Source organism: Streptomyces sp. NPDC001889, assembly GCF_053594535.1.
Map to the genome: position 1 here is coordinate 28,053 of NZ_JBSFER010000024.1, position 22,937 is coordinate 50,989.

A 22,937-nucleotide genomic window follows, 5' to 3' on the forward strand; every position below is an offset into this window, starting at 1 on the left:
CCAGCCTGTCCGGCGTTTGAGGACGGACCTTGGTGTCGGGGACCCCGCACCGGTCCGATCTGCCCCGGCACCGGTCCCGCTCTGTGCGGCCACCTATCCCAGCCCGCCCGGGTCCGGAGGACAAGCCCCCCGGCCCACCCCACCCCCTCGCTGTACGACAATGCCCCCGTGGACGAGCCCATCCCCGTAACCCGCCCCGTGGATCACGGCACCGCCAAGCTGATGCCCGACATCGACCGGGCACACGCCTGGCTGCTGACGGTCGACGGCGCGCCCCAGTCGTATGTCGACCTCGACGACCCCACCCATCTGGAGTTCGAGTACGCCCGCAGGCTCGCCCATGTCATCGACTGCCACACCCCCGACGGCACCCCGCTCGACGTGCTCCACCTCGGGGGCGGCGCGCTGACCCTGCCCCGCTATGTCACCGCCACCCGCCCCGGCTCACGGCAGCAGGTCGTCGAGGCCGACCGGGGGCTGCTCGACCTGGTCGCGGAGGTGCTGCCGCTGCCCGCCAGCTCGGACACCGGCGTCCACGCGGCCGACGCGCGCGACTGGGTCGAACGGGCGCCGGCCGGCTCGGCCGATGTCGTCGTCGCCGATGTCTTCGGCGGCTCACGCGTCCCCGCTCATCTGACCTCCGTCGAGTACGCCCGTGCCGCCGCCCGGGTGCTGCGCCCCGGCGGGGTCCACGCAGCGAACCTCGCCGACGGAGCGCCCTTCGCCTTCCTCCGCTCCCAGCTCGCCACCTTCGGCACGGTCTTCACGGAACTCGCGCTCATCGCCGAACCGGCGGTGCTGCGCGGCCGGCGCTTCGGCAATGTGGTGCTCCTCGCCTCCGACACCCCCGCCGATCTCGCCGCCCTCGCCCGCCGGGCCGCGGCCGACCCCTTCCCCGCCCGCGTGGTCCACGGGGCCGCCCTGGCCCGGCTCACCGGCCGCGCGGCACCGGTCACGGACCGGACCGCCCGGGCGTCACCCGAGCCGCCCCACGGCTCCTTCGGCATCGGCTGACCGCCCGGCGGCCTCCCCCGGCGCCCGCTCCGGGACCGGCTCGGCGACGGGCCCCGGAGTCCGCGGCGCCTCGGGCGGCTCCCGGCGGTGCGTCAGATTCCGTACCTCGGGCACCAGCAGCACCAGCGCCGTCACCAGCACGATCAGCGCCGAACACCCCCACAGGGCCGTGCCGCGCCCGAAGGCGCTCTCCGCCGGTCCGGCGAGCGCCGTGGCCACCGGGAGCATCGCGGTGGAGCCGAACCAGTCGTACGCCGAGACCCGGGAGAACTTGTCCTCGGGTATCTCCTGGTGCAGGGCCGTCATCCAGGTGACGCCGAAGACCTCGATCGCGATCCCGCTCACCAGCATCACCAGCGCCAGCCCCGCGGGCGACAGCGGCACCGCGAGCGCCGCCGACGGCGCGGCGAGCGGGAAGACGCAGAGCGTCCCGGCGAGCAGCAGCCGGCGCGGCTTCCAGCGCATCATCAGCACCGCGCCGAGGACGGTGCCCACGCCGAACGCGGCGAGCGCCAGCCCCCAGGGGCGCGCCCCGCCCAGTTCGTCCCGGGCGACCAGCGGTCCGTAGACCCCCTCCGCCGCGCCGACGACGGCCACGACCACGGTGAACTGGATGATGATCGCCCACAGCCACGGCCGGCCGGCGACCTCCCGCCACCCCTCGCGCAGATCGGAGACGAGCCCGCCGCCGGCGGTGCGCGGGGCGATATGGCTGACATCGAGGAAGGCGCGGAGGGCACCCGCGACCGCGAAAGCGGCGGCGTCCACGGCCAGTACCCAGCCGGGACCGATCGCCGCGATCATGGCGCCGCCGAGTGCCGCGCCGCCGATGGCCGCGCCGTGTGTGGCCATCCGGAAGAGCGCGAAGGCGCGGCTGGCCTGCTCGCCGCTGACGCTGGAGAGCAGCATGCCCTCAGCCGCCGGGTTGAAGAACGCCGTACCGGTGCCCGCCAGCGCGGTCAGCGCCATCATCTGCCAGAGCTGTGGCTCCCCGGCGAGCACCAGGACGGCGAAGGCCGCCTGGGAGACGCAGTTGAGGGCGTTGGCGGCGACCATCACCCGGTGGCGGGGCACCCGGTCGGCCACCGCGCCGCCGATCAGCAGGAAGAACACGAGCGGTACGGTGCGCGCAGCGGCGACCAGACCCACCTCCCGGGCGCCGCCACCCGTCTCGATCACCGCGAACGCCGCGGCGATCAGCGAGCCGTGGCTGCCGAGGTTGGTGACGATCGCCGCCCCGGTCAGCAGGGTGTAGTTGCGGCCGGCCCAGGCGGGCCGGGCGAAACGGGTGCGGGGCGGGGCGGAGGGTTTCGTCACCCTGGGACTATGCCTGCCGCCGTCCCCGTCACTCAAAGGAATTTCCGGCCTGCGGGCGGGCCCCGCATCCCTCGGGCCTCCCGCCCGCCGGGGAGCCGGCCTCGCCGGGGGTGTTCACCCGGCCCGCCGGGCCCGGAGCGGCCGGTGTCCCCTCGCGCCGCCGGAGGGCCGGACCGAGACCGGTGCGAGCCCGGCCCCCGAAAACCTGCTGCCTTCCCCTCCGCCCCGCCCTGCCCCGCAGGGACACCTGCCCCGCCGGTGTCCCCTCAGCCCGCCGGCTTCCCCACCGCCCGCAAGGTGGACAGCACCCGGTCGATCGTCGCGTCCGGGACCTCGTCGGGGACGCCCGCGGCGGCGTACAGCACCCAGGTCCTGAACTCCCCGGTGGCGTCCTTGAAGGTGAACGCCACCGACTTGCCGTCACTGGCGCACTTCGACTTCTTCCGGACCCCGTCCGCCGTCGCCGTCGCCCTGCTGCCGCGCAGTCCCGACGCGGTCGTGTAGGGCTTGGCCGGGGTGATGGAGACGGTGCCCTTGGGCTCCTTCTGCGCGAAGGCGCCCCACGCCCAGACGCCCGCCTCGTTGTAGGCGGCCGTCCGGGTGTCCTTGGCGCCCTTGCCGCCCTTGGTGCCGGCGGTGGCCAGCCCGGAGGTCCGGGTCAGCCCGCCCGAGTCGTCGGTGCACCACCTGGGCTTCAGATGGGCCGGGGCGGACATGGTGACCAGGGGGACCCCGCCGCCCTTCTTCTCGTCCTCCAGGAAGGTGCTGATCCCGGCGCCGGCGACGGTCCACTGGGGCGGTACGTCGAACCGGGTGCCGTGCTTGGGGTTGGTGACCACCTTCCAGCCCGGGATGGTCGGCTCGACGTCCTCCGTCCCGCGCGGGTTCTCCGCCGGTGACGAGGGCGCGCCCGCTGCCCCGTCGGCCGGGGACGGCGGTACGGAGGTGCTCGTACCGTCCTGGTCCGAGGCGTTCGCCGCCGGGGCCTTGCCGTCCGTGTCCCCGCCGGTCCCGTTGTCCCGCAGGACCACGGTCGCGGTGATCACGGCGGCGGCGACCACCGCCGTGGCGGCCACGATCGCGACCAGCGCGGTCCGCCCGCGTCCGCCACCGCCCCCCGGACCCCCGGGGCCGGCGGTGGCCATGGGCCGCGCCACGGTCGGCTGGGTGTAGGGGTTCGGCTGCTGAAACCCGGGCTGGTGATACGGATTCGGCTGCTGGTACGGGCCGGGTGGCTGCTGCCCCGGCCGCTGGTACGGGTTGGGCTGCTGCTGCCCCTGCTGGTACGGGTTGGGCTGCTGCGGGTTCTCGCCCCCGGGCGGCTGCTGTCCTGGCCACATGGCGAGTAACCATAGAGGCGCGGTGTCACACAGGCCACTTCCGCCCCGCCGGAAGCCCGGGTTCCCGGCGCGGGACCGGCGCGGGACCGGCGCGGCGGCGGCCCGGATCGCCGAGCACCTGGGGCCTTCCGCTGGGATCTTGCTGGGCTCGCGTGCCCTGGCACCGCGCCCCGCCGCGGCGTCGCCCATCGCCCCTGTGCCCCTGTGCCCGCGTGCCCTTTGGCGGGCGCGGAAGGTACCCCCACCGCGGTGGCTCAGTCCTCCGCCCCGCGACGCACGGCACCGGACCCCGCTCACTGATCCGGCCCGATCCAAACGGAAGACCCTGGTCCGCCGCGGACCCGGGAGACCGGGAGCCCGGGCGCTCCCCATCGCCGGACCGCGGGGATGGCCAACCGTACTACCCGCCGGTAACATCGCGGCCATGAGCGCTGATCAGATGTCCGTCGGCGAGATGCTCGCCGCCACCGTCCCCATGGCCCGCACCCTCAACCTCGCCTTCCTGGAGACCACCGCCGAACGCGCGGTGCTGCGCCTGCCGGACCAGAGCGACTTCCACAACCATGTCGGCGGCCCGCACGCCGGCGCGATGTTCACCCTCGCGGAGTCGGCGAGCGGTGCCGTCGTCCTCGCCGCCTTCGGCGACCAGTTGAGCCGCGCCGTCCCGCTCGCCGTCCGGGCCGAGATCGGCTACAGGAAGCTGGCGATGGGCGAGGTCACCGCGACCGCGACCCTCGGCCGGCCCGCCGCCGATGTCGTCGCCCAACTGGACGGCGGCGGCCGGCCCGAGTTCCCGGTGCATATCGCCATCCAGCGCGCGGACGGCGCCGTCACCGGCGAGATGACCATCGTCTGGACCCTGCGCCCCCACTCCTGATCACCCGCTGGGTAGGCTGCCCGGCGTGCGCCGCTGGGGTGCGCGCCGGGAGGGGAGCGGGCGATGACGGCACAGGCATGGATCGCGGGCGTGGGCGGCAAGGACCCGGACATCGCGCCGGACGCCTTCACCGCCCCCACCTCCGTGGTGGTCGGCGAGGTCACCCTCGGCCCCGGCTCCGGTGTCTGGTACCACGCGGTGCTGCGCGCCGACTGCGGCCCCATCGTCATCGGCGCCGGCTCCAACATCCAGGACAACTGCACGGTCCATGTCGACCCCGGCTTCCCGGTGTCGGTCGGCGAGCGGGTCTCCGTCGGCCACAACGCCGTGCTGCACGGCTGCACGGTCGAGGACGATGTCCTCATCGGCATGGGCGCGACCGTGCTCAACGGCGCCCGCATCGGCGCAGGCTCCCTCGTCGCCGCCCAGGCGCTGGTGCCCCAGGGGATGCGGGTCCCGCCGGGCTCCCTGGTCGCGGGGGTGCCCGCGAAGGTCCGGCGCGAGCTGACCGGGGAGGAGCGCGCGGACATCGTCCGCAACGCCGCCCTGTACCAGGAGCTGGCCGGGGCGCACCGCGAGGCGACCCCCAGGGGCTGACGCGGATCGATCCGTGGCGGACCCGGTTCCGCCGGACCGGTCCGGCGCTCATTCAGGATGAATCGCCCTCATTCCGGACCAAACGGCCGACCGAGCCGCCTCCGGAACCGCCGCGCGCGGCACAACAATCAAATTCGGCCAAGATCCATCTGTTTTGGCCGACGAATGGTCAATAACGTGGTGCATGTAGTCCGTTACCCAAGGGAGCGTCCATGGTCACCACCCACCACATTCCCGACATCCTGTCGCCCGAGTTCGCCGCGAACCCCTACCCGGTGTACAGCGCGATGCGGGAGAGCGCCCCTCTCCTGTGGCATGAACCGACGCAGAGCTATCTCATCTCGCGGTACGAGGACGTCGAACGCGCCTTCAAGGACAAGGAGTCGCTCTACACCACGGACAACTACGACTGGCAGATCGAGCCCGTCCACGGCAAAACGATCCTTCAGCTCAGCGGCCGGGAGCACGCCGTGCGCAGGGCGCTGGTCGCCCCCGCCTTCCGGGGCACCGACCTCCAGGAGAAGTTCCTCCCGGTGATCGAGCGCAACGCCCGCGACCTCATCGACACCTTCCGCCACACCGGCTCCACCGACCTGGTCAGCTCCTTCGCCACCCGCTTCCCGGTCAATGTCATCGCCGACATGCTCGGCCTCGACAAGGCCGACCACGCCCGCTTCCACGGCTGGTACACCACCGTCATCGCCTTCCTCGGCAACCTCGCCGGGGACCCCGAGGTCGCGGCGGCCGGTGAGCGCACCCGCGTCGAGTTCGCCGAGTACATGTTCCCGATCATCCGCGAGCGCCGGGAGAACCTCGGCGACGACCTGCTCTCCACGCTCTGCGCCGCCGAGGTCGACGGGGTGCGGATGAGCGACGAGGACATCAAGGCCTTCTGCAGCCTGCTCCTGGCGGCCGGCGGGGAGACCACCGACAAGGCCATCGCCAGCATCTTCGCCAATCTGCTCGGCCACCCGGAGCAACTGGCCGCCGTGCGCGAGGACCGCTCGCTGATCGGCCGGGCCTTCGCGGAGACCCTCCGCCACACCCCGCCGGTCCATATGATCATGCGTCAGACCGCGGCCGATGTGACGGTCAGCGGCGGTACCATCCCCGCCGGAGCCACCGTCACCTGTCTGATCGGCGCGGCCAACCGCGACCCCGACCGCTACCGCGAGCCCGACACCTTCGACCTCTTCCGCGACGACCTCACCACGACCACCGCCTTCTCCGCCGCCGCCGACCATCTGGCCTTCGCGCTCGGCCGCCACTTCTGCGTCGGGGCGCTGCTCGCCCGGGCCGAGGTGGAGATCGGTGTCGGCCAGCTCCTCGACGCCATGCCGGATCTGCGGCTCGCCGAGGGCTTCGAACCCCGGGAACAGGGAGTCTTCACCCGGGGCCCGGCCTCGCTGCCCGTGCGCTTCACCCCGACGGCGGGGTGACCCGGCGCCCGCTCCCGGTGCGGCGCCGGGCGCCACTCACCGTACGACCGGTGTGAAACGCACCGGGAGCGAGGTCAGCCCGCGCATCCAGATCGACGGGCGCCAGGTCAGCTCCTCCGGCTCCACGGCGAGCACCACGTCCGGCAGCCGCTCCATCAGTGTCTCGACCGCCGTACGGGCGATGACATCGGCCAGCAGCGGCGCCGGGTACGGGCAGCGGTGCTCGCCGTTGCTGAAGGAGAGATGGGCCGAGTTCTCGGCGCCGATGTGCCCCTCGGGCCAGATCTGCGGATCGGTGTTGGCCGCCGCGAGCCCCAGCACCACGCAGTCCCCGGCCCGGATCTGCCGCCCGCCGAGCTGGGTGTCGCGCACCGCCCACCGGCCGATGAAGTTCTGGGTCGGGGTGTCCAGCCAGAGGACCTCGTTCAGGGCCTGGCCGACGCTGAGCCGCCCCCCGGAGACATTGAGCGCGAACCGGTCGTCGGTGAGCAGCAGCCGCAGCGTGTTGCAGATCCAGTTGGCGGTCGGCTGCTGGGCGGCGGCGATCACCGAGATCAGGTCCTGGACGATCTCGTCGTCCGTCAGACCGGCCGGATGGGTGAGCATCCGCGAGGTGACATCCGGCCCCGGGTCCGCCCGCTTCTCCTTGACCAGCCGCTGAATCCGCTCCTGCACACGGACGTAGGCGGCCACCGGGTCGTCGCCCTCCCCGGCGTCCAGCGAGATCCGCAGATCCGTCACCAGATCCTCGGTGTCCTCGCCCCCGGCGGGCATCCCGCACATCTGGACCGCGGCGCGCATCGGCAGCGCGTGGGCGTACGAGGCCATCAGCTCGGCCCGTCCGCTGCCCGCGAAGGAGTCGATCAGCTGGTGGGCGATGGCCCGCGACCACTGCGCCAGCTCGAACTGGTCGACCCCCTCCAGGGCCTGGGTGATCACCCCGGCCCGGCGCTGGTGCTCGGGCCCCTCGGTGAACAGCACGGAGGGCTGGTAGCCGACGAACGGCATCAGCGGCCAGTCCGGCGGGATGTTCGGCCACTGGTTCCAGCGGCGGGAGTCACGGGCGAAGAGCTCGTCATGGCCGGTCACATAGCTGACCTCGGCGTACCCGAGCACCAGCCAGGCCGGCACCCCGCCGTCGAGCAGGATCGGAGCGACCGCCCCGTGCTCCCGGCGCAGGGAGCGGTACAGCTCGGAGGGGGTCTGCTGGAACTCCAGCCCGCTGAGCGGGATCGCGCCCCCGTGGGCGGGACAGCCCGCCGGCGGGCCGCCGCCGGGCCCGCGGGAGTCGTATCCGGTGCGTTCGGTCATGATGTCGTCTCCCTGGCCCTGGCCAGTTCGTGAAGGTGGTCGACAAGGCTGATCAGAACCTGCTTGCCGGACGAGCGGACCCGGGCGTCGCACTCGATCAGCGGCACATGGGCGGGGAGCGCCAGCGCCTGGCGGATCTCCTCCAGCGAGAACGCCGCGTGGTCGCCGTCGAAGCGGTTGACCGCCACCACGAACGGGGTCCGGTGGTGTTCGAGCCGGTCGACGGCGTACCAGGAGTCGCTCATCCGGCGGGTGTCGACCAGCACCACGGCACCGAGCGTCCCGGAGAAGAGGCCGTCCCACAGGAACCAGAAGCGCTCCTGGCCCGGGGCGCCGAACAAGTACAGCACCATGCGTTCGTTCAGGGATATCCGGCCGAAGTCGAAGGCCACCGTGGTGGTGGTCTTCCCGCTGAGGCCGGCGGGCTCGTCCACCCCGATGCTCGCCTGGGTCATCACCTCCTCGGTGTTCAGCGGTCGGATCTCGCTGACCGATCTCACCAGGGTGGTCTTGCCGACCCCGAAGCCGCCCACGATGACGATCTTCAGTCCGGTGTCGGCGGATTCGGCCAGCGGGGTGCGGCCGGGCAGTTCAGAGATTGCGGAGTCCATGGAGCACCTCCTCCAAGAGGGCCGAGTCGGGCAGATCGACGAGTGAGCGACCCACCCGGGGATGCCGGGCGGTGATCCGCCCCGTCGACTGGAGATCGCCCAGCAGGATGCGCACCACCGTGATCGGCAGCTTCAGCTCGGCGGAGATTTCCACGACCGCGATGGGGCGGCGGCACAGTTCGAGAATCCGTACATGTTCCGACTGCATTCCCGGTGTCGGTTCGCACTCGCTGACGACCAGGGTCACCAGGTCGAACTTCTCGTCATCGGCCCGGCTGCGGCCACCGGTGACGGTATAGAGCCGGTCGGGGTCACCCAGGTCGACGGGGCGGCGCGGCGTCATGAAAGCCGGTTCTCCGAGGGGGTGCGCGGTTCCGCCCGGAGATGCTCGCCGATCTGCTCGACCAACTCGGTCATCTGGTGGCCCACGGCACCGGGGTCCGCCCCGTCATCGGCGACGACGGCCAGATGCGCGCCCGCGCCCGCCTCCACGATGAAGAGCAGCCCGCCGTGGAACTCGGTCATCGAGTGCCGTACGCCGCCGTTGCCGTTGCCGAACTCGACCGAGGCGCCCTGGGCCAGGGCCTGGATGCCGGAGCAGATCGCGGCGAGCTGGTCGGCCTGGTCGAGGGTGAGATGGGGGGTCCAGCAGAGCTTGAGCCCGTCCCGGGAGAGCACCAGGGCGTGGCGAGTGCCCGGGGTCCGGTCGAGCAGGCTTTCCAGTAGCCAGGTCAGGCTGTTGTCGGTGGTCTGCATGAGCTGCGTGGGGCGGTGTCGCCGGACGGTCCGGCCACCGGCCCGTGCCTCCTGTCCGCGTAGACATCAGGGGTGGTTCGGGGTGTGGTTCATCAGGGGCACCCGCCCCGGCGGTCACTGCTCCGGCGATCCGTCCCGCCGGTCGTCCTGGGCCTTGCGTGCCCGGTGGAAGGCGCCGAACTGGGTCCCGGCGTCCCGCCCGGGCCGGGTGGGGGCGGACGCACCGGCGGAGCGGGCGTCCGGATCCGGGCGGCCCCGGTCGGCGGCGGCCATGGTGCGCCCCGGAGGGCGTACGGGCAGACCGCCCGGGGTCGCGCCCCGGGGGGCGTCGGGGGCCGGGGGCGGCAGGGGGCGCTGGGCGGGTACGGCGGGGTCCGGCATCCGCGCGGCAGGCGCGGTCACCGGGGCCGGCGCGGGCGCCTGGGGGTGCTCGCGGGCCCGCTCGGCCGTCCGGACCGGCGCGGCGGCGGGCGCCTGGGGGCGCTGCTCCACCGGCTCCGGGGCGGCCGTCCGCGTCTGGTGCAGCAGTTGCGGCGGGAAGAGCACCACGACCCCGGTGCCGCCGCGCGACGAGGGCCGGAAGCTCACGCTCATGTGGTACTTGGAGGCCAGCAGGCCCACCACGACCAGTCCGAGCCGGGTGCTCTGCAGATGGGCGAGATCCTGGAAGCGGCCGGAGACGGCCTCCTCGGCGCGCCGCATCGCGGCGTCGGCCATCTTCAGTCCGCTGTCCTCGATGGTGACGACCAGTCCGGCCGTGCGCTCCTCCACATAGACATGGACCTCGTCGATGGGCGGGGAGAAGTTGGCCGCGTTGTCCATCAGCTCGGCGAGCAGATGCATCACGCCCTCGGCGGCGTAGCCGGCGACGGCCGCGGTGCTGGTGGAGTGCAGCCGGACCCGCTGGTAGGCGGCGATCCGGCCGACGGCGCCGCGCAGGATGGACTCCATCACGATCGGCTTGTTCCACGCCCGGCTCGCCCGGCCGCCCATCAGCAGCGCCAGCCGGTCGGTGAGCAGACCGAGCTGTGAGGTGTTGTGATCGAGCCGGAGCAGATCCCCGAACACCTCTTCGCTGTGACGATCCTGCATGTCGCGGAGATCGGCCAGCATGCTCACGGCCTTGGCCTGAACCCGGCTCAGCACCTTGGCGCTCGCGCCCTGGGCCGCCGCCGCGCGGCGCTCGCTGAAGGCGAACTCCCGGACCACCAGGTCCAGGATCGCCCGCAGCCGCGCATCGGCCGGCGGGTCCAGCTCGGCCAGCGCGGTACCGGCGGACGCCCCGCCGCGCAGCCGCTCGATGGCGGCGGGCAGGGTCGCGCCGGTCAGCCGGTCCAGCTCGCCCGCCGCCCGGTTCAGCTGCTGTACGGCTCCGGCGCGCCCGGACTCCGCCGTCGCGGCCCGCAGTTCACCCGCGGCCAGTTCGGCCGCGAACAGCTGGAGCATCCGGCGGAGCTGGGGGTCCGACGGCGGGGCCGTGGCGGCGACCGCCGAGCCCGCGCTCTCGCCGTCCCGCAGCCGCTTGACGACGGTGGGGAAGGTGACATTGGTCAGATGGGCGGATTCCGCGGCGGACCGCGACGACTGGGCCTGGACCGAGCGGAGTTCGGCGGTGGTGGCGGCCGCGGCGGAGTGGGCCCGGCGCGCGCTCATGACTCCCACGGCCACGGTCACGGCCACCCAGACCCAGGCGGCCAGGGCGGTGACGGCGACCCAGGAGCGGGCCGCGTCCGGTGCCGCCGCTGTCGCCGCGCCGCCGGCCGCCCCGGCCAGGACGACCGAGACCAGCGGTACGGCCGTGGACTGGGGCCGAGGTGTTCGTATCCTGCGCGGTTTGGGGGCGACTGGCACTGACATGCGGTCCCTCGTTGCTTGGATCGGCAGAACACAGGCGCGGTCACCAAAAGTTGACGGTGATCTTCCGCACGTATGTCGCGCTCATGGTAGTCACGTGCCATGGCCAACGAGTCCGGTCGGGGCCCCGAGCACGCAGAACGGTTGACTTAGTCCCGAAGTGACCGCCTCGGCGGATGGATCGTGATAGACGGCGAATTCCACAGGAACCCTTCGGTGGTGCCGAGAACCCCGTCCGGGCCGACGGTGCGGGGCCCCCGGGCGCGGAGATCCCGCCGAACGGCCTGATTCCGAAGGGTCGACCGGCGGGTTCGAGCGTCGGTTTTCAGCCATCCGCTGAGGCGTCCGGAGGGTGCGGGGGCCGCTCCGGGGAGGCGGGGCACGGACCGCCGGAGCCCCCTCCATGGGGCGAACATCACAGCCCGGGTCCCTGAACGGCCCAGGTCCCGCCGATTACCGTGACCGGGTGCCCAGAAACAGAAACACGTTCTCCTCGCCTGCGCGCTGGTGGCGGAGCGCGGTCAGCCGCGCCGTCCACCGTGGCTGGCAGTGGACGCAGCGGGCGGGCGCCGTCACCGCCGAGCGCCCCGGCCGGCTGCGGTTCCGCCGGCTGGGCCACGGCACCCGGCTGGCCTTTCCACAGGGCACCGTCTTCGGCGAGGCGTGGATCGAGCTGGGCGACCACTGCGTCATCGGCGAGCAGGTCACCCTCACGGCGGGCATGATGCCCGGCCTCGACCTGGGCGCCGATCCGATCCTGACCCTCGGCGACGGGGTCGTCCTCGGCCGGGGCAGCCATGTCATCGCCGACACCCGGGTCTCCATCGGCTCGGACACCTACTGCGGCCCGTATGTCTACATCACCTCCACCAACCACAGTTACGACGACCCGCACGAGCCCGTCGGCAAGCAGTGGCCGCGCACCGAACCGGTGGAGATCGGACCCGGCTGCTGGCTGGGGACCGGAGCCGTGGTGCTGCCCGGCGCGCGGCTCGGCCGCAATGTCGTGGTCGCGGCGGGAGCGGTCGTACGCGGAGAGGTGCCCGACCACTGTGTGGTGGCCGGGGCCCCCGCGCGGGTGGTGCGGAGCTGGGACCCGGTCGAGGGCTGGCGCCCCCCGCTGCGGACACCGGCCCCGGTGCCGCTCCCGGACGGCATCACCCCGGAGCAGCTGCTCGCCCTCGCCGAGCTGGAGAGGTCCGAGGACGGCTCCTGACCCCGGGGCGGCTCCCGCCTCGCCGAACCGCTCCCGCCCCCGCCGGGCCGCTCCCGCTTTCCCCGAACCGCTCCCGCCCCCGCCGGGCCGCCCCCGCTTTCCCCGAACCGCTCCCGCCCCGCCGGGCCGCCCCCGCTCCCTCGGGCCGCCCCGTTCACTTCGTGGCGAGCAGTACGGTGCCCACCAGGGCGAGGCCCGCGCCCGCCGCCTGCACCACCCGCAGCCGCTCCCGCAGCAGGACCAGCGCCGCCAGGACCGTCACCACCGGGTAGAGATTGGCCAGCACGGCCGCGACCGTCACCGGACCGCTCTGCGCGGCGATCGAGTAGGTGCCGTTGGCCGCCACATCCGCGAGCCCCACGAAGGCGAGCGCGGGGAGCGAGGCCCGTACGACCGGCCATCCGCCGTCCTCCGGCAGCGCCCGCGCGCCGCGCGCGACCGAGGCGTACAGCGCCGCACCGCCGACCGCCACATTGGTGACCCGCTGGACGAAGAGCGCGAGGAACAGCCCGGTGAGCGTGGCCGACGCCTCGGCGATCAGCGCCATCACCGCGCCGAAACCGAGCGCGGCGACGAGGGTGAGCGCGATGGCCTGCCGCCGCACGGGCGCCCCGCGCAGCTCGGGCCCCCCGGCGAGGACGATCCCCGCCACGGCGACCCCGATCCCGGCGAACTGGAGCAGCCCGGGCCGCTCGCCCAGGAGCAGCCCGACGCCGATGGGCACGGCGACACCGAGCGAGCCCAGCGGGGAGACCACCCCCATCGGCCCCAGCGCGAGCGCCTTGTAGAAGCAGAGCATCGCCACCGGCCCGACGACCCCGGCGCCCACCGCGTACCAGAGCTGCGGTCCGGCCTCCCGCCACGCGCCCGTGGCCACCACGACCACCCCGAGGACGGCCACCGCGAGGGACTGCGAGACCACCACCACGGTCAGCGCGGGCACCCGCCGGGTCAGCAGCCCGCCGCCGAAGTCGGCCAGCCCCCAGAGCAGAGCGGTGGCCAGGGCGAACAGTGCGGTCATGGCGGCCTCGCAGTACCGTGCGGTGAACGATGGAGTTCAGCACACGGTAGTGCGGTATTTTTGACCCTGTCATTCAACACGATGGACGGAATGTGTCGGATCTCGACCAGCTCACCCAGGCGCTCGCCCGCAACCTCAAACGCCGGCGCGCCGAGCGGGGACTCACCCTCGACGCCCTCGCCGCTCTCGCCGGGGTCAGCCGGGGAATGATCATCCAGATCGAGCAGGCCCGGACCAACCCCAGTGTCGGCACCACGGTGAAGCTCGCCGACGCCCTCGGTGTCTCCCTCACCACCCTGCTCGACTACGAACAGGGCGCACAGGTCCGGGTCGTACCGCCCGAACAGGCGGTGCGGATGTGGTCCACCTCCACCGGCAGCCACACCAGGCTGCTGGTCGGCGCCGAGCGGCGCGGACCGCTGGAGCTGTGGGGGTGGCGGCTGATGCCCGGGGACGGCAGCGAGTCCGACGCGCACCCCGAGGGGACGGTGGAGCTGATCCATGTCACCCGGGGGGAGCTGACCCTGGTCGTCGACGGGGAGCCCCACTCCCTGCCCGCCGGGACCTCGGCGACCTTCGAGGCGCACACCCCGCACGCGTACCGCAACGACGGCACGGAGGTGGTGGAGATGACCATGGCGGTCTCGGTTCCGCCCCTGCGGGGAGCCGCGACGGCGTGATTCCCGGCCCCCGGCGGACGCTGTTAACGTGCCGTGATGCGCGCTCCCCTGGGAACCTTCGACAACGCCCGCCCCGCCGCCGACTGCCTCGATCTGCTGCCGCCACCGGTCGCCGCCGCCGTCGGCGGCTGGACCGGGGACGTCCCCGTGGACCAGCTGATCTTCGTGGACACCGACCCCTCCATCGCCGACACCGCCGTCTTCGCCGAGCACCACGGCCCGGAGCTGCTCGACACCTCCGCCAACTGCGTGGTGGTCGCGGGCAAGCGGGGCAGCGAGGTCACGCTCGCGGCCTGTGTCGTGCTCTCCCGGACCCGCGTCGATGTCAACGGCGCCGTCCGCAGACATCTCGGCGCGCGCAAGGCGTCGTTCGCGTCCATGGAGACGGCGATCGGCGCGACGGCGATGGAGTACGGCGGCATCACCCCCGTCGGCCTGCCCGCCGGCTGGCCCCTGCTCCTGGACAGCGCGGTCGTCGACGCCCCCTGGGTGCTGATCGGCAGCGGCAACCGGCGCGGAAAGCTGATCGTCCCCGGCAAGGCGCTCGCGGGGCTCCCGGGCGCGGAGATCCTCGACGGGCTGGGGATCTAGGAAGTTTCATTCGGGTCGGGCCGGATCGGCGAGGCGCGGTGCCGGGGCTCGCGAGCCCGGCACGATCCGAAAGAGACGACCCAGGTCGCCTCTCCCGGCCCCTGCCGGGCTGGTCCGAAAGAACCTCCCCGGCGGGCGCCTCCCGGGGAGAGGGTCATCGGGCGGTGCCCGCCGCGTCCGGGCCGAGCGCGGGGATCTCGATCGCGGGGCAGCGGTCCATCACCATGTCGAGACCGGCCGCCCGGGTCCTGTCGTACGCCCGCTCGTCGACGACACCGAGCTGGAACCAGACCGCCTTCGCGCCGATCGCCACGGCCTCGTCCGCGACCCGGCCCGCCAGCTCCGCGTTGACGAAGACATCGACGACATCGACGGGGAAGGGGATCTCCGCGAGCGACGCGTACCCCCGCTCGCCGTGGACGGTCTCCGCCTTCGGGTGCACCGGCACCACCCGCTTGCCGAACCGCTGGAGGACCCGGGCCACCCCGTACGCCGCCCGGGACTCGTTCGAGGAGAGGCCCACGACCGCCCAGGTGTCGCCCGTCGAGGTCAGAATCCGGTGGATCGCCTCGCTCACCGCTGCGTCTTGACTCATGGTGACGACAACGGGCGACCCGGGCGGAGCATTCCCCTCCGGGCGCCGCATAGGGTGGACGGATGCAGGAGCAGTACCGGACGGTCGCCCGCGAGGGCGTGCACGAGACAGAGATCAACAGATCGCGCTTCATCTGCGCGCTCGCACCCGCCGCGACCGAGGAGGAGGCCCAGGCCTTCATCGCCCGCGTCCGCGGGGAGCACGCCACCGCAACGCACAACTGCTTCGCGTATGTCATCGGCGCCGACGCCTCCGTCCAGAGGGCGAGCGACGACGGCGAGCCCGGCGGGACCGCCGGAGTGCCGATGCTCCAGATGCTGATGCGCCGGGAGGTCCGCTACGCGGTCGCCGTCGTCACCCGCTACTACGGCGGCGTGAAACTCGGCGCGGGCGGGCTGATCCGGGCGTACGGGGGAGTGGTCGGCGAAGCCCTGGACACCCTCGGCACCCTCACCCGGCGGCGCTTCCGGCTCGCCACCGTCACCGTCGACCACCAGCGCGCCGGCAAGCTGGAGAACGATCTGCGCGCCACGGGACGGGTGGTGCGCGAGGTGCGGTACGGGGAGCGCGTCACGATCGAGATCGGGCTTCCGGACGCGGAGGTCGAGACCTTCCGGGGCTGGCTGGCGGACGCCACGGCGGGGACGGCCGGCTTCGAACCCGGCGGGGAGGCGTACGGCGACCTCTGACCGTTCCCGCCCACGCCGGCCGGGGAGCGAACGCGCCCCCCGACGCTGGTCGCCCGGGCCGGGGAGAGGGCCGGCCACCGGTCCCGGTCACGGCAGGACGGTGATCCCGAGCGGCCGGGAGCCGCCGGGCAGCCGGCGCGTCGTCGCGTCGGCCAGATCCACGACGGTGATCCCGTCCCAGTGTCCGTCCCGGGTGAAACCGCCGCTCACATAGGCGGTGCGCCCGTCCTCCGACACGGCGACATCCTCGTGCGGGCCCTCCAGCGGAATGACCCTCTCCGTGCCGTCCTGCGCGCGTACCGTCAGGGAGGCCCCGGCGTCGTCCGGGCCGATCGGCCCGGTGCCGACCGCGAGCAGGGTCCCGTCCGGGGTCAGCGCGGCGCCGTGCTGATGGGTGTTCGCGGTCATCGGCTCGATGCCGACCTCGCCGGTGCGCGGGTCGAGCACGGCCAGCCGCTCCCCCTCGAAGGGCAGCAGCAGCCGGCCGTCCTCCCGGACCGCCGCGTAGTGCGGCTTGAGCCAGGAGCCGAGGCCGCCCTCGGTGCCGTAGGGGGCGACCTCGAAGCGGCGGGCGGCCGGCGATCCGGTGCGTACGGCCGTCACGTCGAAGGAGTCGTGATTGGTCGCGTACACCTCACGGCCGTCGGGGGAGACATCGATGTCGAAGGGGCGCCGCCCCACCGGGACGGTGTCCACGACCTTCCGGGCCGAGGTGTCGACGACCTCCAGCACTCCCGGCCCGCCGGGCACATTGACCCCGGTGTACAGCCGCTTCCCGTCCGGCGCGAGCGCGATCCCCATCCCGCCGCCCCGGTACTCCCCGTCGGTCACCGGACCGGTCCGGGTGCGGTACGGAATCCTGCCCAGGCTCTCGCGGGTGCGGGTGTCCACCACCGCGACGCCCTCGGCGGTGGCGACCCAGGCCCGCCCGTCCGCGCCCACCGCCAGGCCGTACGGTGCCGTACCGACGCGTACGGAGGCGAAGGGCCCGCGCTCGGGGTGCAGGAAGGTCACGGTGTCCCCGCCGAAGTCGGCCACGAGCAGGGTGCCCGGGGGTGTGTCACGGCCCGGCTTCCGGTCGGCCGGAAGTGGCACTGGCACCGGCGCGGAAGAGGAAGCGGACGGGGGCGGGGCCGTTCTGCCGGCCCCCGCCCCGGGAGCCGGCGCCCCGGGAGCCCCCGTCCCGCAGCCGGCCAGCACCCCCGCCAGCACCGGCACCAGCAGCAGGGCCCGCCGCCTCACCGGGCGCTCCCCGGCGGCCGGGCCGTCTCCAGTGACCGGTGGTGCTCGGATCTCACGGGCTCGCTCCCCTCGACGCGGTACGGACACGGGTGGCTCCGCCCGGCGTCGCGCGGAGCCCCGTGCTCCATCCTCCGCCACCACCGGCCCGGGTCCGCTCCCCGCACCGGACGACAGCGCCGTCATCCGATCGGCCGATGCGCCGCGCGGCGCGCTCGGGGCCGTCCCGAATCCGGGGGCCGTGGCGGAGACGGGGCGCATTCCCGCTAGCGTGGGGGGAGCCGATGGCGGGCCCCGTGCCGGGCGGGTGCGGAAACCAGGGGCGGAGAAAGGGAAACATGCAGGTCGGAGCGGTCTCTTGAGGCTTCTGCACACATCGGACTGGCATCTGGGACGCTCCCTGCACCGGGTCTCCATGCTGGAGGCCCAGGCCGCTTTCCTCGATCACCTGGTGATGACCGTCCGTGAGCACCGGGTGGACGCGCTGCTGGTCGCGGGCGATGTCCACGACCGCGCCGTGCCGCCGCTCGCCGCGATCGAGCTCTTCGACCGGGTGCTGCACCGCCTCGCCGCCGAGGGCGTGCCCACGGTGATGATCTCCGGCAACCACGACTCGGCCCGCCGGCTCGGTGTCGCGGCCGGGCTGATCGAGCGCGCGGGCATCCATCTGCGGACCGACCCCGCCGGCTGCGCCACCCCGGTGATCCTCTCCGACGACCACGGCGATGTCGCGTTCTACGGAGTGCCCTATCTCGAACCCGCCCTGGTGAAGGACGAGCTGTCGGCCGCCGGGGCCCAGCACGAGGCCGTGATCGCCGCCGCCATGGACCGGGTCCGCGCCGATCTCGCGACCCGGCCGGCCGGCACCCGCTCCGTGGTCCTCGCGCACGCCTTCGTCGCCGGCGGGGAGCCCAGCGACAGCGAGCGCGACATCACCGTCGGCGGGGTCAGCGCCGTGCCCGCGGGGGTCTTCCACGGCGTCGACTACACCGCGCTCGGGCATCTGCACGGCTCCCAGACCATCAACGCCCGGGTGCGCTACTCCGGTTCCCCGCTCGCGTACTCCTTCTCGGAGGCCGGCCACCGCAAGACGATGTGGCTCGTCGACCTCGGACCCGGCGGCGAGATCGACGCCCGGCGCCTCGACTGCCCCGTGCCCCGACCCCTCGCCCGGCTGCGCGGCACCCTCACCGGACTGCTGGAGAACCCCGCGCTCACCCGGCACGAGGAGTCCTTCGTCGAGGCGACCCTCACCGACCCGGCCCGCCCCGCCGACCCCATGGCCCGGCTCGGGGAGCGCTTCCCGCACACCCTGAGCCTGCGCTTCGAGCCCGAGCGCGAGAACGCGGACGAGGGTGTCTCGTACGCCCAGCGGCTGAAGGGCCGGGCGGATCAGCAGATCGCCGAGGACTTCGTGGCCCATGTGCGCGGCGGCAACGGGCCCGACGGACCGGAGCGGGCCGTGCTGCGCGAGGCCTTCGACGCGGTCCGGGTCGACGACGCCGTACAGGAGAGGGCGGGCCGATGAGGCTCCACCGGCTGACCATCACCGCCTTCGGGCCCTTCGGAGCCGCGCAGGAGATCGACTTCGACGCCCTGTCCACCGGCGGGATCTTCCTCCTGCACGGGCAGACCGGCGCCGGCAAGACCTCTGTGCTGGACGCCGTCTGCTTCGCCCTGTACGGGGCGGTGCCCGGCGCCCGGCAGAGCCCCGGCACCTCCCTGCGCAGTGACCACGCCGGGCCCGGCACCCTCACCCGGGTCGTGCTGGAGCTGACCATCGGGGGCCGGCGGCTGGAGATCACCCGGCTGCCCGCCCAGCCGCGCCCCAAGAGGAACGGCAAGGGCTTCACCACCGAGCGGGCGCAGAGCACCCTGCGCGAGTACGACCCGGCGACCGCCGCCTGGCAGGGGCTGAGCAAGTCCCACCAGGAGATCGGCGAGGAGCTGACCCAGCTCATCGGGATGAGCCGCGACCAGTTCTGCCAGGTGGTCCTGTTGCCCCAGGGCGACTTCGCCCGTTTTCTGCGCGCCGACGCCGAGGCCCGGGGCAGACTTCTCGGCAGGCTCTTCGACACCCGCCGCTTCGCCGCCGTCGAGGAGCACATCGCCGACCGGCGGCGCGCGGCGGAGGCCCGGGTGAGGTCGGGGGACGAACGGCTCCTCGCCACCGCGCACAGGATGGAGCAGGCGGCGGGACCGGACCCCGGGGAGTGGCCGCCGCCCCGGCAGCAGCCCGGCGATCCGGGACTCGCCGGCGCCGTCCTGGAGTGGGCCGCAGTCGCCCGCTCCGGCGCGCTGGAGCACCGCGACATCGCCGGCCTCGCGCTGAGCCGGGCCGAGAGCCGGGGAGCCGCCGCCCGGCGCGCACTGGAGGACGAGCGCGAACTCGCCGGGCTCCAGCGGCGGTACGAGGAGGCCCACCGCCGCCGTGCCGCGCTCCAGGAGCGGCGGGGCGCGCACGAGAGCGCGCTGGCCGCCCTCGAACGCGCCCGCAGGGCGGACCGGGTCACCCCCGCGCTCCGGCTGCGGGACGAGACCGAGCGGGAGCACCGCACGGCGACCGCCGCCCTGGACCGGCTCCGGGACCGGTTGGAGCCCGGTCTGCGGGACGCGGGCGCGGAGCACCTCGCGGAGGTCGAACAGCGGCTGCGACAGGATCTGGGCGGGCTGGACGCCGCGCGCAGGGCCGAGCGGCGCAGCGCCGAGATCACTCGCGAACAGGACGAACTGGACCGCTTGGCCGGCGCCGACGACAGCGTCCTCCAGGACGCGGAGGCATGGCTGGCCCAGTGGGAGGTCCTCCGCCACGAGCACCGCGAACGCCTGTCCGCCGCGCGGGAGGCCGTGCTGCGCGCCGAGAACCTCGCGGGCCGGCTCGCCCCGGCCCGCGACCGGCTGCGCGCCGCCCGCGACCGCGACCGGCTCGCCGCCGAGGCGGCCGGGGCGGAGCAGCGGCTGCGCGCCGCCCGCGACCGGGCCGGTGAGGCCCGTGAGAGCTGGCTCGACCTCAAGGAGCGCCGACTGCTCGGAATGGCGGCGGAGCTGGCGTCCGCGCTGGCCCCGGGCGAGCCCTGCGCGGTCTGCGGCTCCGCCGAACACCCCGCTCCGGCCCGGCCGTCCGACGACCGGGTGGACCCGGCGCGGGAGGACGCGGCGTACGGGGAGTACACCCGGGCCGAGGCCGCCCGGTCGGCGGCGGAACGCGAACGGGCGGTGACCGGCGAGGCCCTGGCCTCCGCCCGCGACCGCGCCCGCACCGCCGGTTCCGGTCCCGGTGACGGTTCCGGGAGCGGCCCCGGCGACGGAGCCGGCCGGGAGCCCGCCGTGGGCGAACTGGAGGAGCTGGTCGCGCGGCTGGAACGGGAGCACGGCGAGGCCCGTCTCCTCGCGTCGGGCACCCATACGGCGCAGGAGGCCCTCGACCGGGCCGAGCGCGAACACCGGGAGCGGCTCGACGCCCGGCAGCAGGTGGAGCGGCGGGCCGCCGCCCGCACCTCCCGGCGCGAAACCCTCGACCAGGAACAGACCGCGCTCACGCGGGAGCTGGCCCGGACGCACGACGGCACGGGCACCGTCGCCGAGCACGCCGCCCGGCTGGAGGAGCGGCTGCGGCTGGTCGCCGCCGCGGCGGCGGCGGCGCGCGACGCCGCGCTCGCCGCGCAGCGCCTCAAGGACACCGACGCCCGGCTCGCGGACGACGCGTTCGGGGCCGGTTTCGACACCCCCCGCGCCGCCGCCGACGCGGTCCTCGACGACACGGAGCAGCGCGCGCTCCAGCACCGCGTCGACGAGTGGCGGACCGAGTCCGCCACCGTGGCCGCCCGGCTCGCCGAACCGGAGACCCGCGCCGCGGCGGAGCGCCCGCCCGCCGACGCCGAGGCCGCGCGCGCCGCCGCCGGCGGCGCGGAACGGGCCCTGCGGGAGGCCCTCTCCGCCCGAGACGCCGCGCACGGCCGGTGCGAACAGCTCCAGGAGCTGTCCCGGCGGGCAGCGGCCGAGGCCCGTGCGCTCGGCCCGCTGCGGGAGGAGTACGACCGGGTGGCCCGGCTCGCGGCCCTCACCGCGGGCACCTCCGCCGACAACGAGCGCAGAATGCGCCTGGAGTCCTATGTCCTCGCGGCCCGGCTGGAACAGGTCGCGGCGGCGGCGACCGTACGGCTGCGGCGGATGTCCGGCGGCCGGTACACCCTGGTCCACTCCGACACCCGGACCGGCGGCAAGCGCTCCGGTCTCGGGCTCCATGTCGTGGACGCCTGGACCGGCCGCGAGCGCGACACGGCGACCCTCTCCGGCGGCGAGACCTTCTTCGCCTCGCTCGCGCTGGCGCTCGGCCTCGCCGATGTGGTCACCGAGGAGGCCGGCGGCGTTCGGCTGGACACCCTCTTCATCGACGAGGGCTTCGGCAGCCTGGACGAGCAGACCCTCGACGAGGTCATCGACGTCCTCGACGCACTGCGCGAACAGGACCGCAGCGTCGGCATCGTGAGCCATGTGGCCGATCTGCGCCGCCGTATCCCCACCCAGCTGGAAGTGGTCAAGGAGCGCCATGGCTCCGGCGTCCGCGTCCGCACGGACGCGCTCGGCGGCTGAACCGGGGAGCGCTCAGCCGCCGACCGCGCGGCGCGGCAGCGGCGAGGAGTACACGACGCTGGTGGTCACCGGACCGAGCGCGGAGATCCGGCCGGTGACCTCCTCCAGATGGCCCATGGAACGGGTGGCGACCTTCAGGACGAAACAGTCGTCACCGGTCACATGGTGGGCCTCCAGGATCTCCGGGGTCGTCCCCAGGAGGTCGTGGAACGGCTTGTAGTTGCCGTGCGGATAGCGCAGTCGCACAAAGGCGAGGACGGGCAGCCCCAGCCGCTCCGGCTCGACCACCGCCGTGTACCCGGCGATCACCCCCGCCTCCTCCATCCGCCGTACCCGCTCTGTCACGGCGCTCGCCGACATGGAGACGGTACGGGCCAGTTCGGCGAAGCCGGCCCGTCCGTCGCGCTGGAGTTCCGCCAGGATGCGCCAGTCGGTGGCGTCCGGTGAGTAGGGGGTCATGACGCCAGACAACAGGGGATTCCCCGGCGGATCAAGAGAAGTGCCGGGGAATCCCACTTCAGCGGAGCGCGTCCCGTCCATAGATTTCTGGCCATGACCACCACATCACTCGGTGAGAACCCCGTTCTCCGGGTCCCGCCCGCCCCGTCCGCCGTGGCCGCCGCCCACTTCGCCGCACAACTGGCCCTCCACACCGATGTCTCCGATGTCGCCGCCGCCCTCGCCCTGGGCACCGGCGCCGGGTTCGTCCTGCTCGACTGCCGGTCCACCGACTCCTGGGACCAGGGGCACATCCCCGGCGCGCTCCATCTGCCGACCGCCCGGATTCCGGAGCTGGCCGGAGCCCTGCTCGACCCCTCCGTCCCGGTCGTCACCCACTGCTGGGGCCCCGGCTGCGACGGCGCCACCCGCGCGGCTCTCGCCCTCGCCGGACTCGGCTACCCGGTGAAGGAGATGCTCGGCGGATTCGAGTACTGGGTGCGGGAGGGCTTCGCGTACGAGACCGGGGGAGGCGCCGGGGAACGGCGCGCGGTGGACCCCCTGACCGCCCCCGTCGGCGCGCAGGAGTGCGGCTGCTGACACCGGGAGCCGTGCCGGACGGACACGCGGAGGACACCGGGAGCCGTGTCGGGCGGACACCGGGCCCGGGACCGTGACGACGGGCTCCCGTGCCCCGCTTCCCCCGTCCCCGCGCCGATCCCCGGGCCCCGGGGCGGTGGCGGCCGGAGTCCGCGAGGC

General features: G+C 74.0%; 22 protein-coding genes. 11 read left to right on the forward strand and 11 right to left on the reverse strand.

Features of this window, described 5'->3' with window-relative positions:
• Window positions 1-168: 168 nt before the first annotated feature.
• Window positions 169-1,014, forward strand: coding sequence for a spermidine synthase (locus tag ACWCRA_RS26470; protein WP_451068766.1), 846 nt, complete (start codon window positions 169-171; stop codon window positions 1,012-1,014).
• On the opposite strand, the gene ACWCRA_RS26475 is transcribed toward ACWCRA_RS26470, so the two are convergent.
• Both ACWCRA_RS26475 and ACWCRA_RS26480 read right to left on the reverse strand, forming a co-directional pair.
• Entirely contained in the window at window positions 976-2,331 is a 1,356-nt protein-coding gene (locus ACWCRA_RS26475) for an MFS transporter (protein ID WP_451068767.1), read from the reverse strand. The genes ACWCRA_RS26470 and ACWCRA_RS26475 overlap by 39 nt on opposite strands.
• Window positions 2,332-2,597: 266 nt before the next feature.
• A complete protein-coding gene (locus tag ACWCRA_RS26480; protein WP_451068768.1) occupies window positions 2,598-3,671 on the reverse strand; it encodes a hypothetical protein in 1,074 nt (357 codons plus the stop codon).
• Window positions 3,672-4,095: 424 nt separating this feature from the next.
• Between ACWCRA_RS26480 and ACWCRA_RS26485 the strand changes: the two genes are divergently transcribed.
• The 3 genes from ACWCRA_RS26485 to ACWCRA_RS26495 all read left to right on the forward strand — a co-directional run bounded on the left by ACWCRA_RS26485 (window position 4,096) and on the right by ACWCRA_RS26495 (window position 6,584).
• Entirely contained in the window at window positions 4,096-4,548 is a 453-nt protein-coding gene (locus tag ACWCRA_RS26485; protein ID WP_451068769.1) for a DUF4442 domain-containing protein, read from the forward strand.
• Window positions 4,549-4,611: 63 nt separating this feature from the next.
• Window positions 4,612-5,145, forward strand: a complete 534-nt coding sequence (locus ACWCRA_RS26490; RefSeq protein ID WP_351551540.1) for a gamma carbonic anhydrase family protein — start codon at window positions 4,612-4,614, stop codon at window positions 5,143-5,145.
• A 212-nt stretch (window positions 5,146-5,357) separates the two neighbouring features.
• Window positions 5,358-6,584, forward strand: a complete 1,227-nt coding sequence (locus tag ACWCRA_RS26495) for a cytochrome P450 (RefSeq protein WP_351551543.1) — start codon at window positions 5,358-5,360, stop codon at window positions 6,582-6,584.
• Between the two features lie 36 nt (window positions 6,585-6,620).
• Here ACWCRA_RS26495 and ACWCRA_RS26500 read toward each other — a convergent pair whose 3' ends face one another.
• From ACWCRA_RS26500 to ACWCRA_RS26520, 5 genes are all read right to left on the reverse strand, one after another.
• Window positions 6,621-7,895, reverse strand: coding sequence for a cytochrome P450 (locus tag ACWCRA_RS26500; RefSeq protein ID WP_351551546.1), 1,275 nt, complete (start codon window positions 7,893-7,895; stop codon window positions 6,621-6,623).
• Window positions 7,892-8,506: a GTP-binding protein gene (locus tag ACWCRA_RS26505; protein ID WP_351551548.1), complete on the reverse strand. Its 615-nt coding sequence runs from the start codon at window positions 8,504-8,506 to the stop codon at window positions 7,892-7,894. Before ACWCRA_RS26505 ends, ACWCRA_RS26500 begins: the two co-directional genes overlap by 4 nt.
• On the reverse strand, window positions 8,487-8,849 hold the full coding sequence (locus ACWCRA_RS26510) for a DUF742 domain-containing protein (protein WP_351551550.1): 363 nt from the start codon (window positions 8,847-8,849) through the stop codon (window positions 8,487-8,489). Before ACWCRA_RS26510 ends, ACWCRA_RS26505 begins: the two co-directional genes overlap by 20 nt.
• Window positions 8,846-9,262: a roadblock/LC7 domain-containing protein gene (locus tag ACWCRA_RS26515; RefSeq protein ID WP_351551552.1), complete on the reverse strand. Its 417-nt coding sequence runs from the start codon at window positions 9,260-9,262 to the stop codon at window positions 8,846-8,848. The genes ACWCRA_RS26510 and ACWCRA_RS26515 overlap by 4 nt, the downstream gene beginning before the upstream one ends.
• A gap of 114 nt (window positions 9,263-9,376) precedes the next feature.
• Entirely contained in the window at window positions 9,377-11,119 is a 1,743-nt protein-coding gene (locus ACWCRA_RS26520) for an ATP-binding protein (protein ID WP_451068770.1), read from the reverse strand.
• A gap of 463 nt (window positions 11,120-11,582) precedes the next feature.
• On the opposite strand from ACWCRA_RS26520, the gene ACWCRA_RS26525 reads away from it, so the two are divergent.
• Complete coding sequence (locus tag ACWCRA_RS26525; protein ID WP_351551558.1) at window positions 11,583-12,332, forward strand: acyltransferase; 750 nt, start codon at window positions 11,583-11,585, stop codon at window positions 12,330-12,332.
• A gap of 154 nt (window positions 12,333-12,486) precedes the next feature.
• On the opposite strand, the gene ACWCRA_RS26530 is transcribed toward ACWCRA_RS26525, so the two are convergent.
• A complete protein-coding gene (locus tag ACWCRA_RS26530; protein ID WP_351551561.1) occupies window positions 12,487-13,353 on the reverse strand; it encodes a DMT family transporter in 867 nt (288 codons plus the stop codon).
• Between the two features lie 92 nt (window positions 13,354-13,445).
• Here ACWCRA_RS26530 and ACWCRA_RS26535 point away from each other — a divergent pair, with 92 nt between their 5' ends.
• Entirely contained in the window at window positions 13,446-14,033 is a 588-nt protein-coding gene (locus ACWCRA_RS26535) for a helix-turn-helix domain-containing protein (protein WP_351551564.1), read from the forward strand.
• A gap of 36 nt (window positions 14,034-14,069) precedes the next feature.
• Complete coding sequence (locus tag ACWCRA_RS26540) at window positions 14,070-14,624, forward strand: YbaK/EbsC family protein (protein ID WP_351551567.1); 555 nt, start codon at window positions 14,070-14,072, stop codon at window positions 14,622-14,624.
• Window positions 14,625-14,778: 154 nt separating this feature from the next.
• On the opposite strand, the gene ACWCRA_RS26545 is transcribed toward ACWCRA_RS26540, so the two are convergent.
• On the reverse strand, window positions 14,779-15,219 hold the full coding sequence (locus ACWCRA_RS26545) for a CoA-binding protein (protein ID WP_351551570.1): 441 nt from the start codon (window positions 15,217-15,219) through the stop codon (window positions 14,779-14,781).
• A gap of 62 nt (window positions 15,220-15,281) precedes the next feature.
• On the opposite strand from ACWCRA_RS26545, the gene ACWCRA_RS26550 reads away from it, so the two are divergent.
• A complete protein-coding gene (locus tag ACWCRA_RS26550) occupies window positions 15,282-15,908 on the forward strand; it encodes a YigZ family protein (protein ID WP_351551573.1) in 627 nt (208 codons plus the stop codon).
• 87 nt (window positions 15,909-15,995) lie between these two features.
• On the opposite strand, the gene ACWCRA_RS26555 is transcribed toward ACWCRA_RS26550, so the two are convergent.
• On the reverse strand, window positions 15,996-17,333 hold the full coding sequence (locus ACWCRA_RS26555; RefSeq protein ID WP_451068841.1) for a YncE family protein: 1,338 nt from the start codon (window positions 17,331-17,333) through the stop codon (window positions 15,996-15,998).
• Window positions 17,334-17,505: 172 nt separating this feature from the next.
• Here ACWCRA_RS26555 and ACWCRA_RS26560 point away from each other — a divergent pair, with 172 nt between their 5' ends.
• Window positions 17,506-18,675 (forward strand): exonuclease SbcCD subunit D, encoded by a 1,170-nt coding sequence (locus ACWCRA_RS26560; RefSeq protein ID WP_351551579.1) that lies wholly within the window; start codon window positions 17,506-17,508, stop codon window positions 18,673-18,675.
• A complete protein-coding gene (locus ACWCRA_RS26565; protein WP_451068771.1) occupies window positions 18,672-21,740 on the forward strand; it encodes an AAA family ATPase in 3,069 nt (1,022 codons plus the stop codon). The genes ACWCRA_RS26560 and ACWCRA_RS26565 overlap by 4 nt, the downstream gene beginning before the upstream one ends.
• 12 nt (window positions 21,741-21,752) lie before the next feature.
• Here the strand turns inward: ACWCRA_RS26565 and ACWCRA_RS26570 are convergent, their stop codons facing one another.
• Window positions 21,753-22,199 carry an Lrp/AsnC family transcriptional regulator gene (locus ACWCRA_RS26570; protein ID WP_351552437.1) on the reverse strand — a complete coding sequence of 149 codons (447 nt, stop codon included), beginning with the start codon at window positions 22,197-22,199 and terminating at the stop codon, window positions 21,753-21,755.
• Window positions 22,200-22,286: 87 nt separating this feature from the next.
• Between ACWCRA_RS26570 and ACWCRA_RS26575 the strand changes: the two genes are divergently transcribed.
• Complete coding sequence (locus tag ACWCRA_RS26575; RefSeq protein WP_351552449.1) at window positions 22,287-22,778, forward strand: rhodanese-like domain-containing protein; 492 nt, start codon at window positions 22,287-22,289, stop codon at window positions 22,776-22,778.
• Window positions 22,779-22,937 lie beyond the last annotated feature (159 nt).